Source organism: Oligoflexia bacterium, assembly GCA_034439615.1.
GTDB lineage: Bacteria > Bdellovibrionota > Bdellovibrionia > JABDDW01 > JABDDW01 > JAWXAT01.
Genome location: JAWXAT010000045.1, coordinates 1 through 12,714 on the forward strand (window position 1 = coordinate 1; position 12,714 = coordinate 12,714).

Here is a 12,714-nt window from a genome sequence, read left to right on the forward strand (position 1 = left end):
CTTGAATCCAAGAAACTTGAGATCGACAAACAGGTTTCTATGGCCATCAAAATGTGCCAAGAGTTGGACCCAGCCGCAGCTCAAATGGTTCGCGATCAGATCAATCAATTGGCTAAAGAAAAGTCAGAACTAGATCTTGCTTTGGTGAGACTTGAAAATGATATTTGGGAACAAAAGGAATCTGATGAAGGTGTTTTGGAATTCTGCGGAACGATTGAGGAGATTCAAAGAGGATATAAAAAGGCCACTCCAGCAGTTAAAAAGAGAATGATCAAAAGAGCTTTCAGTTCTATCAAAGCGTCAGCTTCGATCCTAAAACTTTACTATCGAATGACCAAGAGCCAGGAAGCAGAGGGATCATCGGAAAATAAAAAAAGGGCCGAAGACTTTAAATCTTCGGCCCAGGTATTTCATTTCGAGTGTCCGCCGACCAACGATCTTGGGGATCAGAGGGTCGTCGGTTCTTCTATTGTCAAAATTGGTCGGCGCGACAGGATTTGAACCTGCGACCCCTTGCACCCCAAGCAAGTGCTCTACCAGGCTGAGCCACGCGCCGACACTTTGGTAGTAGAAAGAAACATTTCTAATGGAGACCCTTGAGCTTGTAAAGGGCTCAAATCCTCAAAAAGTGCTGAATTTTAGGTATATTGATTAGTTAAAAAGACTTTTGAGTGAATTGATTTCAGTAACCAATTCAGAAATACGAATTGTAGCCAATTCAACGCGATCACTGACTTCGATCCATTGTTTTTCGACTTTTAATTCACGACGAAGTTCATTGATTTTCTTTTTTGCACCCGCAATAGAAAATTTTTCGTCATAGAGAAGTTTTTTTATTAACAACACGGTCTCAACATCACGGCGCGAGTACATACGCTGATTAAACGCTGATTTCTGAGGATTCAAAGCATCAAACTCAGATTCCCAGTAACGAAGCACGTAGGTTTTTAAACCTGCAAGCTCTGCCACTTCACCGATTTTATAAGCCATTTTATCAGGAATCATGCGGGCAATTTCACCAAGATCAATTATTGGATCTTTGTTATCCCCATCACCTTCAGATTGAATAATCGAAGAACTCGACATCTCGATATCGGCAGCGTCCGACACTTGATCTTGTTTTTCAGATACTAGAGGAATCAATTCATCCATGAGAGACCTCCGTGTTATTCGTCAGTTTCATCATCGTCGTCATCATCTGTGAGGCCGGTGATATCCTCACCATTAAGCATAGCCTTTAAGACCTGACTGGGCCTAAACGTTAAAACCTTGCGAGCACTGATTGTGATTTGACTGCCTGTTTGTGGATTACGTCCGATACGTTCTTTTTTCTGACGAACAACAAAATTTCCGAATCCAGAAATTTTGATTTTCTCGCCTTGTTCAAGAACGGTTTTCATCGTGTTAAAAACTTGCTCAACGAGTTCAGAGGATTCTTTCTTCGAAAAGCCAATCTTTTCATATACCTTTTCGACGATATCCGCCTTGGTCATTGTGGATTTTCCGAGATTTTGACCTGACATGATTCTCTCCCCTTATTCGCGATTAACTAAACGCGCCCTTATACCAAGGCTAGCAAGTTCGTGAAAAGTTTCAAGTTTTAACGTACTGAGAGATTGAATTTTTGACAAACAGATTGAATAGTTTTTTGATGCGAAGCATTAATTTCTTCGTCAGAAAGTGTTCGACTGGGATCTTGATAAGTCATACGAAAGGCTAGACTTTTTTTATCAGCCGGTAGCTTATCACCCATATAGATATCAAAAATTTCACATTTCGAAGCTAAATTACCCGCAGCTTTTTGTAGTTCAGCTTTAATTTCACCAGCAGATAACTCTTGAGGAACAAGCAGCGCCACATCTCTTTGCATTGACGGAAATTTTGGCAGACCCTTCACCCGAGTAAGTCGTGGTTGACCGGTGAATAATGTTTTTAAATTCAGCTCAGCAATGACCATCGAACTTTTAACTTCTAACTTATCTGCGATCATGGGGTGAAGAACGCCGATAAAACCTACTGGTTTTCCCTCAACAAATACTCGCGCACTCTGCCCTGGATGCAAAAATGCTGGAGGATTTTTTAAAGCTTCGAACTTAAAAGACTTGTATTGCCAAGTTGAAAGGAATGATTCCAATATTCCTTTTGATTTATAAAACAATGAAACTTGTGGTTGTTTCACCCACGTTTCTGGCTCTTGCCCCCATTGCACAAATGCAAGATGAGTTTCTTCAGTGAATGGTCTGTTTTCTTTAATATCAGGGCTTTCAATTTTTCTAAATACAGGGGCAATTTCAAAAAGCCCGCCGCAATGTATTGCGTGTCTCATATTATGAAGGGCATTACGCACAAGACTTGGAACAACACTCACACGCATAACATCAAGTTCAGCGTTTAACGGATTGGTTATTTTTACTGAAGGACCAGAAAAATCAATTCCTAGCTCAGAAGCTTGGCCACGATCGCTGGTTAAAAAATCAGATTCGAATTTAGAGCTTGTGAAACTCAAATTAACCGCTTGATGAAGTCCACATGCCTGTAAAGTATAGGCGAGCTTATACTCTAAAAGATAACCAAGATCATCTCTTGTAGGCTCTTGAGTAAACGAAGGAAGTGTTTCTGGAATATTTGCAAAACCTTTGAGCCTTAAAATTTCTTCGCCTAAATCTTCAGCAAGTTTCAAATCGCCGCGAAATGCAGGCGGGTTCACCAAAAGTTTGTTTCCAGAACCAGAAACATCACACCCTATACGCTCTAGTGATCTTTTTGCTTCGATACTATCGATCGTCATACCTAAACGTGCAGAAATAAATTTAAGATCCACTTCAATGCGTGGGCGAACTACAGGTCTTGGATAATTATCATAGTGATCAGCACAAACTGTCCCTTGAGCAACTTCTGTAAGGAGTTGGCAAGCTCGGTTGAGAGCTAAAATCACAGAGTCAGGGTCAACACCGCGAGAAAATCTATAGCTTGAATCGCTATCAATTCCATGGCGACGAGATGACCTACGAACAGTCGAAGGTAAAAAATAAGCCGATTCAACAAATACTTCCGTTGTAGAATCACTCACTCCACTATTAAGTCCACCCATAACACCAGCTAGTGCAATTGGGTTTTTAAGATCACAAATTAAAAGCTCTGTTCCGTCAAATTCAAGTTTTTTATCATCAAGAGTGGTAAATTTTTCGCCTTTTTCAGCTGTGCGAATAATAATTTGTTTACCGTCTAATAAATTCAGATCAAATGCATGAAGTGGTTGCCCTAATTCGAGCATTACAAAATTTGTAACATCAACAACATTATTGATACTTCTTAAACCCACTGATTCTAAAGATTTTTTAAGCCACTCAGGGCTTGGACCAACTTTTATATTTTGGACCACACGCCCCGCATAACGTGGGCATCGCTCGACATCTTCTACGGCTACTTTAATAAGTTTTCGTGTAGACTCTCGCCCCTCAGTAAAAGGAGTCACGGGAAACTCAAAAGTTTTTCCTGTAAGTCCGGAAATTTCTCTGGCTAAACCAAAATGACTCAGACAATCAGCGCGATTGGGTGTGACTTTGATATCAAAAACGACATCATCTAGTTTAGCATACTTTGCAAACGACTCACCAAGGGGCGCATTTGCAGGCAAGATCAAGATTCCTTCTTGAGAATCACCAAGCCCTAATTCTTTATCAGAACAAAGCATCCCTTGAGATTCGATGCCGCGAATTTTTGATATTTTAATTGCGAAATTTCCAGGTAACACAGCACCCGGCAACGAAACGACTACTTTATCACCAGTATTATGATTTTTTGCACCACAGATAATTTGATGGGTTTTTTCACCAGTTGTGACTTTACACAAAGTGAGATTATCAGCTTGTGGATGTTTGCCTTTTTCTAAAATTTGACCAACAACAATATGATCAAAATCTTTTGCTTGATTTGCAATACCTTCAACTTCCAAACCGCCATTGGTAAGAATATCAGCAAGCTTTTCAGGTGCCGCAGTGAATTCTTTAAGTTCAATATATTTAGTGAGCCATTTTAATGAAATCTTCATGACTTAAATTGCTCCAAGAAACGAAGGTCGTTTTCTGTAAATAAACCAATGTGCCCAACGCCATACTTAACAACAGCCATGCGCTCAACACCCATTCCGAACGCAAAACCATTCCATTTCGGATACTCAATTCCAGCAGATTTAAACACACTGGGGTGAACCATTCCGCAGCCACCTAGTTCAATCCAACCAGAGCCTTTGCACATGCCACAGCCCTGAGATTTGCAAAATGGGCAACTCGCGTCAAGCTCAGCACCTGGTTCAACAAACGGAAAATAACTCGGGCGCAATCGAACTTGTATACTGGGCCCAAAAAATTCACGGGCAAAAAAACCAAGTGTACCTTTGAGATCACCCATAGAAACATTTTCATCTACAAGTAAACCCTCTACTTGGTGAAAGTGTGGTGAATGTGACATGTCACTATCACTTCGATAGACACCACCTGGGCTTATAATTCTTAAAGGTGGCTTTTCAGTAAGCATGCTTCTGATTTGGACAGGACTCGTGTGAGTTCTTAAAATCCAAGAAGAATATTCTCCTGGTTTTCTCTCTACACCATCATCAATGTAAAACGTGTCTTGCATATCACGTGAGGCATGATCAGGCGGAATATTTAAGGCATCAAAATTATAAAAATCTTTTTCGATGTGTGGGCCAGTACGAATAGAAAAGCCTAAGCGTGCAAAAATATCGCACATCTCTTTAGTTACTTTCCAGATGGGATGCTGAGCACCCGACTGAGAACTTAAACCCGGAAGTGTAACGTCGATGCGTTCTTTTTCTAATTTTTGATTGAGCTCACCGCGCTTGAGAAGATTTTCTTTTTCAGAATAGACAGACTCTAACCGATCTCGCACTTCATTGGCTCGTTTACCAATGGTTTTACGATCTTCGGGAGTGAGCTTGCCCATTTCTTTAAGAATTGCTGAGAAACTTCCCTGCTTACCTAAAAAGCGCACCTTCGCTTCATACAAAGCTTCGGTTGTTGCAGCCGTCTCAATTGCTTTCTGAGCTTCCCCAGAAAGTGTCTCGATTTTATCTAGCATGGGTTATGTTTTCTATGTGCCTTTTGGTTACTTTGCTACCTGAAGTGCTTGTTTTACCACGGCGCTAAAAGCAGCGGGGTCAGTAACAGCCAGGTCAGCTAAGATTTTACGGTCAATAGTGATACCTGCTTTTGTGATAGCACCAATGAGTTTTGAATAAGTTGTTCCGTTTAATCTTGCTGCTGCGTTAATTCTAACAGTCCAGAGTGAACGAAACTCTCTTTTGCGAACTTTACGATCACGATACGCATATACGCCTGCTCTATCGACAACTTCTTGTGCTGTTACAAAAAGGCGCGAATTCGAGCCATAATAACCTTTTGCGCGTTTTAAGACTTTTTTTCTGCGGGCGCGGGCTTTAGTACCGCGTTTTACACGTGCCATTTAAATCTCCTTATCCTCGAGGCCAAGTTCGCAATTGAACTTTGTTTGATGCCAGAGAACTCATTTAGCGGGGCTTACCCGTTCGGAAGTAATCGTTCCGCATTATAAATATTTGCATCATGAACATACATCGTCTGTTTCATGTGACGCTTTCTTTTTGCATTCTTAGAGCGCATGATGTGACGACCGAATGCACCTTTTCTTTTAATCTTACCAGATGCGGTTTTGCGCATTCTTTTTGCGGCACCTTTATTTGTTTTCATCTTCATTTTTTCACATCTCCTACGCTGCCTACAGCTTTACTCGCTACAGGTGCTGAGTTTGTCGCTGTTCCCGTTTGCGCTACAGGGTTAGATGGGTTTGCTGGTCTTGCCACAACTGGCTTTGGCGCTACCGGTTTTCCGGTTCCTGCAGGTGCCACAAGCATACTCATCTTTTTACCTTCTATAATCGGGTTCTGTTCTATAACACAGGACTCCCCAAGCATAGCAATAATTTTGTGTAAAAGGGCTCTTCCGATATCAGAATGGGTTACTTCCCGGCCTCTAAAAGTCACGATGATACGGCATTTATCGCCTTCTTTGAGAAATTCTAGGATGTGGCGAACCTTAAAATCGATATCATGCTGATCAGTATTGGGTCTGAATTGAATCTCTTTAACCGTGATAATGACTTGTTTTTTTCTACTCTCTGCAGCTTTTTTCTTGAGCTGGTACTTATATTTCCCGAAATCCATCATTTTACAGGTGGGTGGGTTTGCTTCAGGAGCGATTTCAATTAAGTCCAATCCCTTATCAAAGGCCATTTTTACAGCATCGGCTACTTGGAATACACCAAGCATTTTACCTTCATCATCGATGACTCTAATCATGGGAACCTTGATCTCGTAATTAACCCTTAACTTTTTTGAGATATGACACCTCCAGGTATCGGTGGGCCCTTCTTACAGTGGCCACAAACCTTATGTTAAACATCGGCAAAAATGCTGGTTAGGCTTCTCGCCTTAATTTCAGTTAAAATCTTCGTCTTAAACTCATCTATCGCAATACCCTTGAGCTCTTTACCGGCTTTCAATCGCACTGATAAGGTACGGTTTTGAACCTCTTGATCACCGATGATTAGCATGTAGGGCACCTTTTGTAGCTGAGCTTCACGAATTTTATATCCTAATTTTTCATTGCGCAGATCAGCCGTAACTCTTAGGCCTTCACTTCTTAACATCTGCTCTACTTCTTTTGTGTACGCCTCTTGATTACTTGTAATGTTAATGAGAACCGCTTGCACAGGTGCTACCCAAGTAGGAAAGCTACCAGCACAGTGTTCGATGTATACACCCAAGAATCTTTCAAATGAACCCACAATCGCACGGTGGAGCATAACAGGTATATGAGGCTTATTGTCTTCGCCGATGTACTCAAGCTTAAATCTTTCAGGCATTGTAAAATCACACTGCAGTGTTCCTAATTGCCATGCGCGCCCAATTGCGTCTGTGACCATGACATCAAGTTTTGGTCCGTAAAAGGCCCCGTCACCAGCATTAATTTTATAATCGATTTTTAAATTCTTAAGCCCCGTCTCGAGGGCATTTTCTGCTTTATCCCAATTTTTATCGCTACCGGCGCGTTTTTCTGGGCGAGTAGAAAAGAAGACTTGGTACTTATCAAAACCCAATGTGGTATAAACTTGGTTTAAAAAACTGATAAATTTCACGATTTCATCTGGTATTTGATCAACTCTGCAAAAAATATGAGCGTCATCTTGAGAGAAGCTTCGCACACGAGCAAGCCCATGCACAACACCAGCACGTTCATTACGGTGCAGGCGTCCAAAATCAGCTACACGCCAAGGAAGTTCACGATACGACCGTCTGCCCGCTGAATACATGAGACAATGACCCGGGCAATTCATGGGCTTCATTGAAAACTCACGCTCGTCAATTTGGGTAAAATACATGTTCTCGCGATAGTTTTCGTAGTGCCCAGAGGTATGATAAAGATCTACGTCGTAAATTTGCGGGGTGATGACTTCTTCATAGCCATGCTCAACATAGAGTTCACGAATAAACTTCATAATTTCATTATAGATCACGGTGCCCTTAGGAAAGAAAAATGGCATTGCTGGAGCCAGTGGATGAAACATAAAAAGATTTAATTCTTTTCCAAGTTTTCTGTGATCGCGTTTTTTTGCTTCTTCAAGTTGATTTAGGTACGCTTCAAGATCTTTTTTATTTGAAAAAGCTGTTCCGTAAATTCTTTGTAGCATCGGGTTTTTTTCATCACCGCGCCAGTAAGCGCCTGCGATTGATAAAAGTTTGAACGCTTTTAAAAACCCAGTACTAGGAACATGAGGCCCCCGACAAAGATCAAACCAATTGCCTTGATGATAAAGACTAACTTCAACTTCACCTTTGGTTTTTAGATCTTCGATAATTTCGACTTTAAAGCGCTCGCCCATTTTTTTAAAAATTTCAATCGCCTTAGCTATAGGCACCATTTCTTTTGTTATAGGGTGGTTAACCTCAACGATTTTCTGCATGGCTTTTTCGATTTTCTCTAGATCTTCGGGCACAAAATTTCGAGGTGAATCTAGATCATAGAAAAAACCATTCTCAATTACAGGGCCGATAGTAATTTTTACTTCGGGCCAAATTTCTTGAACAGCTTGAGCCATAATATGTGCCGCTGAATGGCGAATGACTTCATGGGATTCGGGATTTTGTAAGGTCACGATTTCAAGTTTGCAGTTTTTATCAAGGATCGTGCGTATATCGACAAGTGCGCCATCAATTTTACCCGCGACGGCACTTTTCGCAAGGCCCGGGCCGATCATTGCAGCAAATTCGCCGATGGAGACAGCTTTAGGAAGTTCACGTATGGAATTGTCAGGTAAAGTTATTTTGATAGCCGACATGAATTAACTGCGAGTCGTCATGGTAGTGGTATGTTTTGCATTTTGTATAAAAAACATTTCAGCCCTTTAATAAGTATTTCTCAATATTTAGAATTATATTTAAGACGCTTAAAGTCAAGCACAAAGTCCCGCCAGTAAAGAATTGCGCGCAGCCCCCAGGTGGGTTTATAAAGACTGCTCAAGCTGTAAAGAGTCATCCATCAGAAGGGTCAAATCAGTATGGACATAATCAAATGTGAAAAAAAACCTAAAGCTCAGTACCCACTTCACCCCCGCTTTGGAACAATCTTTGCCCCTCATATGTTAAGAATGAATTTTACCGCTGATGATTTAAACAATCTCAAACCTGAGATTGTTCCCTTTGAACAGGAATACTTCTCACCTGCAACAATTGCATTTCATTATGGCCAAAGTATTTTTGAGGGGCTTAAAGCATATCAAATTAAAGGTGGAGGAGTTGCATCTTTTAGAGCTGATCTTCACGCAGCGCGGTTTATGAAATCATCAGCCCGCATGGCAATGCCCGTAATTGGTGAAAAGGTTTTTCTAGATTGTTTGCGTGAATATGTACGTTTTGAAAATGAATCAGTTCCACACGAACCTGATCATTCACTTTATTTACGACCCTTGTTATTTGGTCGTGATGAAGTCATTAAAGTTGGGCGCTCAAAAACTTATAGCTTTTATATTTTAGCAACAATGGCCGGAAGTTACTTTCACGGCGGTTCAGCAAAACCCGCGCGTGTTTTAGTCAATCGACAATTTGTACGCGCATTTCCCGGTGGCTTAGGTGAAATTAAAACTGCTGCAAATTATGCCTCAAGCCTTGGCCCTCAATCTTATGCAGAAACCCATCAATGTGATCAGGTTTTGTATCTTGATGCCTTAAAACACGAATTTATTGATGAGTTAGGTGGAATGAATTTTTTTATGATTCGAGATGGTGAACTTGTAACTCCAAGTCTCACAGGCACTATTTTAAATGGTGTTACAAGACGATCAATTTTAGAAATAGCTCCTGGTCTTGGACTCACAATTCGTGAAGAACCTATTTCATTTACTCAAATGCTAAAAGACATTCTTTCAGGTCGTGTCACAGAGACTTTTGCCTGTGGAACCGCAGCCGTTGTTCACACCATCGGTGAACTTGTGGTGCAAGATTCTATAGAGCAAAAACCAGAGGTCATTAAACTTCCCGATGCTCACCCTATTGGCGATAAAATCTTAACAACTTTAAAAGCTATGCAAAGAGGCGAAATTAAAGCCCCTGGCGATTGGCTTTTTCAATAATAAAAGCTTTGGAATTTCTCTGGGGAGTAAAATGTTCGTTCGCCTTTTGTGTCTGATTTTCTGTGTTCTGTTTTTAAGCGACACAACTTTTGCGACCCAAGGTGATTTACAATCAGAGCCGATATTAAATTTCAAATTGAGCACCGGTATTTCCAAGCAAAAAGTATATTTAGCAACTGAGCTTTTCCGCTGGGATAAAACTGCATTTCCCATGATCGAAACTGCACAGGGCGAATATTCTATTTCGATTTCAAAACCTTGGCTTTACAAACTTGAATATAAATTTATCATCGATGAAAAATGGATTACTGACCCCGGTAATCTAAATCAAACTCCAGATAGTTTAGGAAGTTATAATTCTTACTTAAATCTTGATTTTCAAGATGATCATCTGCTTTCAAAACACGAACACACACCTGGTGTTATTAAAACTCAACTTTTATTAAAAGATCTTGAAGGAGCTAAAAGAAAAATCACAACTATTACGCCAAACGTGAGTTTAAATGAACGTTCAATTGTTGCCGTATACTTTCAAGATGGTCAGGATTATTTAGAAAAATCTGGGATAGAGAATCTATTAGCAAACTTGTCTTTAGATAAAGATATGCCCATTATTGTTGGGGTTTTTATTCCTCCTAAAGATCGATTCCGTGAATATGGAGAATTAAATCTCAAAAATCGCTATGTCGATTTTTTATCTGACGTTGTAGTACCGGCCATTGAAAAACAGTTTAAGTATAAAAACACAAATCAACAACGCCTCCTTATAGGTTCTTCCCTGGGTGGCCTCATCTCACTTTACACGGGTCTCACCCGCCCTGAAATATTTGGCGCCGTTGCCGTCCAATCTGGGTCATTTTGGTACCGTGACCACGAAATCATGCAAATTTTAAAAAAGTCTACAGCTCAAAAACTTGAACTTTTTATTGACGTTGGCTTTTATGAAGGCATATTACAAGATAGTGAACTTATGTTAGATACAAATCGAAATGTCGCAAAGCTTGCGAAATCACGTGGGTACAATGTGTACTTTGCTGAGTATCCCACAACTCATGATTGGATTGCCTGGCGCAATCGGTTGAGTAAAATATTAATGGCTTTTTACAAACAGCCAGCTGGAACCACACATGCTCGGACTTTTTAAAAAAGAAAATGACGCCAAAACTTTTCTAACCAAAGAAGAAAATCAAATACTTTTAAAACGCGTTGAGAAATTTGAAAATCAAACCGGGTGTGAACTCGCGTTTCATATCAGACAAAACTTAGGTTCTGATCCGCTCAAAGCAAATGAGGCGCTCTTTTTTAAATTTGGATTAGATAAAACCGAACATCGAAATGCGATTTTAGTAACAGTGGCCTTAGCTGAACGACAATTCGCCATTTGGGCTGATGTTGGAGTCATGAGACAATCTGGCGACAAACTCTGGAACGATATTAGTCAGAAAATGGAAGGCGCACTTAAACTAGGGCAGCATTTAGCAGCATTTACATTAGTTGCTGACATGTCAGAAAATGTATTGAGCAAAGAACAATCCGCTGTTTCAAGAATGCCTAACGGAAACGAGCTCAGTAACAAACCCATTATTGAAAGCGATGAGGAGCCACAATGAAAACTTCTCATGACAACACTAAAATCTTACGCAGTACTTTAAAAACCTCTCTTTTTAATATGAAAGTTTTTGTAGTAGCGACAATGTTATGTGTGACTTCAGCTTTGATTACTCCTACATTTGCAAAAGCTGCAAAACCAATACCTCCAGCGCCAACTACTTATGTTTATGATGAAGTTGGCCAACTTACTAATGCTGAACAAATTGATTTGGGCCGACGTTTAGAAAAATTTGATATGAAAACCGGCAATCAGATTGTCATTGCAGTGATGAATTCATTGAAAGATGAAAATTTTGAGGATTACGTCAATCGCATGTTTCGCGAATGGAAAATTGGCCATAAAGAAAAAAACACAGGAGTACTTATTGTCGTTGTACCAGCCGATCGACAGTATCGCACCGAGGTAGGTTACGGCTTAGAAGGTGAACTCACTGATGCTTTCACTAAAAAATCCGCAGAAGAATTTTTAGTTCCACAGTTACGCTCAAATAATTACTACGCAGGTCTTCGCGCCCTTTTTGACACGTACAGTGCCAAAATTTTAAAAACCCAAGCACCCACAGCGACAAATGATTTGCAAAATACTCAAGCTCCACAAAAACGCAATTCAGGGGGAGTAGGTTTTTATCCGTTTTTTATGTTATTTTTCATCATCGCTTCAATTGCAAATCGCTTGATGCAATCAAGATCACGCTTTTACCGTCGTCGAGTCGGTGGCCTTGGCGGTGGATATTGGAGCGGAGGTTTAGGCGGCGGCTTTGGCGGTAGTGGCGGCAGCGGCGGTTTCGGTGGTTTCGGTGGAGGCGGCGGTTCAAGTGGCGGCGGCGGCTCTAGCGGACGGTGGTGATAAATAGATTTACGGTTAAGGTGAATTTGGTTTGGATTCAAAATATCAACTCTAATCTGAGAATAGCGTCGCGCCTTAAAAACCATCGCTCAGAGGGCTAAAAGGTTAGTCTCGTGGCGATCTGCGGATCCGTACAGTGCGAAGTGATTTGATGTTCGTGCTGCTGGCAATTGATGTGAAAGCTAATTTTCTTGGATAGCTAAAGGTGGATGTAGCTTTGAAAAATGTGAGTGCAATTTTACTGAGATAGCTTTGAAAAGGATGATCGCGATTTTGCCAAGGTGGTTTGGAAAATGATGAGCGAAAATTTACCGAGGTGTTTTGGAAAATAGTGATCGTGAATATGTTGGCGCGAATATATGCGCATGAATATTTAAGTACGAATATGTAAGTACGAATATGAATAGCGAAAATATTTTTTTAATTTTAATATGGTGACATTATCGCTGCAACACCACATTTTTTCATTTTATTATTGACGTCTTTTTCTACGACATAATCTTGTTGGTACGAGCTTTTTCCATGTGAAATTTCAAAAAACTTAAACCGATCCATCCTCGGTTAGTACTGCA

13 protein-coding genes and 1 tRNA gene are annotated in these 12,714 nt (G+C 40.5%); 5 read left to right on the forward strand and 9 right to left on the reverse strand.

What is annotated here, in order from left to right; all coding sequences use genetic code 11:
* On the forward strand, window positions 1-501 hold a 501-nt coding region (locus SGI74_10445; protein MDZ4677913.1), incomplete at its 5' end, for a hypothetical protein.
* On the opposite strand, the gene SGI74_10450 is transcribed toward SGI74_10445, so the two are convergent.
* The 9 genes from SGI74_10450 to thrS form a co-directional block, all read right to left on the reverse strand.
* A tRNA-Pro gene (locus SGI74_10450) sits at window positions 480-556 on the reverse strand. The two genes, SGI74_10445 and SGI74_10450, sit on opposite strands and share 22 nt — an antisense overlap.
* A 95-nt stretch (window positions 557-651) precedes the next feature.
* Window positions 652-1,152 carry a MerR family transcriptional regulator gene (locus tag SGI74_10455; protein ID MDZ4677914.1) on the reverse strand — a complete coding sequence of 167 codons (501 nt, stop codon included), beginning with the start codon at window positions 1,150-1,152 and terminating at the stop codon, window positions 652-654.
* Window positions 1,153-1,166: 14 nt separating this feature from the next.
* Window positions 1,167-1,493: an integration host factor subunit alpha gene (locus SGI74_10460; protein MDZ4677915.1), complete on the reverse strand. Its 327-nt coding sequence runs from the start codon at window positions 1,491-1,493 to the stop codon at window positions 1,167-1,169.
* 107 nt (window positions 1,494-1,600) lie between these two features.
* Window positions 1,601-4,051, reverse strand: a complete 2,451-nt coding sequence (pheT, locus tag SGI74_10465) for a phenylalanine--tRNA ligase subunit beta (GenBank protein ID MDZ4677916.1) — start codon at window positions 4,049-4,051, stop codon at window positions 1,601-1,603.
* Complete coding sequence (gene pheS / locus SGI74_10470; GenBank protein ID MDZ4677917.1) at window positions 4,048-5,100, reverse strand: phenylalanine--tRNA ligase subunit alpha; 1,053 nt, start codon at window positions 5,098-5,100, stop codon at window positions 4,048-4,050. Before pheS ends, pheT begins: the two co-directional genes overlap by 4 nt.
* Window positions 5,101-5,127: 27 nt before the next feature.
* The gene (gene rplT / locus SGI74_10475) at window positions 5,128-5,484 is read right to left on the reverse strand and encodes a 50S ribosomal protein L20 (GenBank protein ID MDZ4677918.1); all 357 of its coding nucleotides are present in this window, start codon (window positions 5,482-5,484) and stop codon (window positions 5,128-5,130) included.
* Window positions 5,485-5,558: 74 nt separating this feature from the next.
* Window positions 5,559-5,753 (reverse strand): 50S ribosomal protein L35, encoded by a 195-nt coding sequence (gene rpmI, locus SGI74_10480; GenBank protein ID MDZ4677919.1) that lies wholly within the window; start codon window positions 5,751-5,753, stop codon window positions 5,559-5,561.
* Window positions 5,750-6,397, reverse strand: a complete 648-nt coding sequence (gene infC / locus SGI74_10485) for a translation initiation factor IF-3 (GenBank protein MDZ4677920.1) — start codon at window positions 6,395-6,397, stop codon at window positions 5,750-5,752. The genes rpmI and infC overlap by 4 nt, the downstream gene beginning before the upstream one ends.
* A gap of 53 nt (window positions 6,398-6,450) precedes the next feature.
* Window positions 6,451-8,394 (reverse strand): threonine--tRNA ligase, encoded by a 1,944-nt coding sequence (gene thrS / locus SGI74_10490; protein ID MDZ4677921.1) that lies wholly within the window; start codon window positions 8,392-8,394, stop codon window positions 6,451-6,453.
* A 219-nt stretch (window positions 8,395-8,613) separates the two neighbouring features.
* On the opposite strand from thrS, the gene SGI74_10495 reads away from it, so the two are divergent.
* Genes SGI74_10495 through SGI74_10510 form a run of 4 tightly spaced genes read left to right on the forward strand, consistent with a single transcriptional unit; the run spans window position 8,614 to window position 12,142 of the window.
* The gene (locus SGI74_10495) at window positions 8,614-9,684 is read left to right on the forward strand and encodes a branched-chain amino acid aminotransferase (protein MDZ4677922.1); all 1,071 of its coding nucleotides are present in this window, start codon (window positions 8,614-8,616) and stop codon (window positions 9,682-9,684) included.
* Between the two features lie 31 nt (window positions 9,685-9,715).
* Window positions 9,716-10,828, forward strand: coding sequence for an alpha/beta hydrolase-fold protein (locus tag SGI74_10500; protein MDZ4677923.1), 1,113 nt, complete (start codon window positions 9,716-9,718; stop codon window positions 10,826-10,828).
* Window positions 10,812-11,294, forward strand: coding sequence for a TPM domain-containing protein (locus SGI74_10505; protein MDZ4677924.1), 483 nt, complete (start codon window positions 10,812-10,814; stop codon window positions 11,292-11,294). Before SGI74_10500 ends, SGI74_10505 begins: the two co-directional genes overlap by 17 nt.
* On the forward strand, window positions 11,291-12,142 hold the full coding sequence (locus SGI74_10510) for a TPM domain-containing protein (protein MDZ4677925.1): 852 nt from the start codon (window positions 11,291-11,293) through the stop codon (window positions 12,140-12,142). The genes SGI74_10505 and SGI74_10510 overlap by 4 nt, the downstream gene beginning before the upstream one ends.
* The last annotated feature ends 572 nt before the right edge of the window (window positions 12,143-12,714 follow it).

Bases quoted from the DNA above. Each gene is read 5' to 3' on its own strand.
- SGI74_10455 (MDZ4677914.1), bottom strand. From the start codon at position 1,152: ATGGATGAATTGATTCCTCTAGTATCTGAAAAACAAGATCAAGTGTCG.
- SGI74_10460 (MDZ4677915.1), bottom strand. From the start codon at position 1,493: ATGACCAAGGCGGATATCGTCGAAAAGGTATATGAAAAGATTGGCTTT.
- pheT (MDZ4677916.1), bottom strand. From the start codon at position 4,051: ATGAAGATTTCATTAAAATGGCTCACTAAATATATTGAACTTAAAGAA.
- pheS (MDZ4677917.1), bottom strand. From the start codon at position 5,100: ATGCTAGATAAAATCGAGACACTTTCTGGGGAAGCTCAGAAAGCAATT.
- rplT (MDZ4677918.1), bottom strand. From the start codon at position 5,484: ATGGCACGTGTAAAACGCGGTACTAAAGCCCGCGCCCGCAGAAAAAAA.
- rpmI (MDZ4677919.1), bottom strand. From the start codon at position 5,753: ATGAAGATGAAAACAAATAAAGGTGCCGCAAAAAGAATGCGCAAAACC.
- thrS (MDZ4677921.1), bottom strand. From the start codon at position 8,394: ATGTCGGCTATCAAAATAACTTTACCTGACAATTCCATACGTGAACTT.
- SGI74_10495 (MDZ4677922.1), top strand. From the start codon at position 8,614: ATGGACATAATCAAATGTGAAAAAAAACCTAAAGCTCAGTACCCACTT.
- SGI74_10500 (MDZ4677923.1), top strand. From the start codon at position 9,716: ATGTTCGTTCGCCTTTTGTGTCTGATTTTCTGTGTTCTGTTTTTAAGC.
- SGI74_10505 (MDZ4677924.1), top strand. From the start codon at position 10,812: ATGCTCGGACTTTTTAAAAAAGAAAATGACGCCAAAACTTTTCTAACC.
- SGI74_10510 (MDZ4677925.1), top strand. From the start codon at position 11,291: ATGAAAACTTCTCATGACAACACTAAAATCTTACGCAGTACTTTAAAA.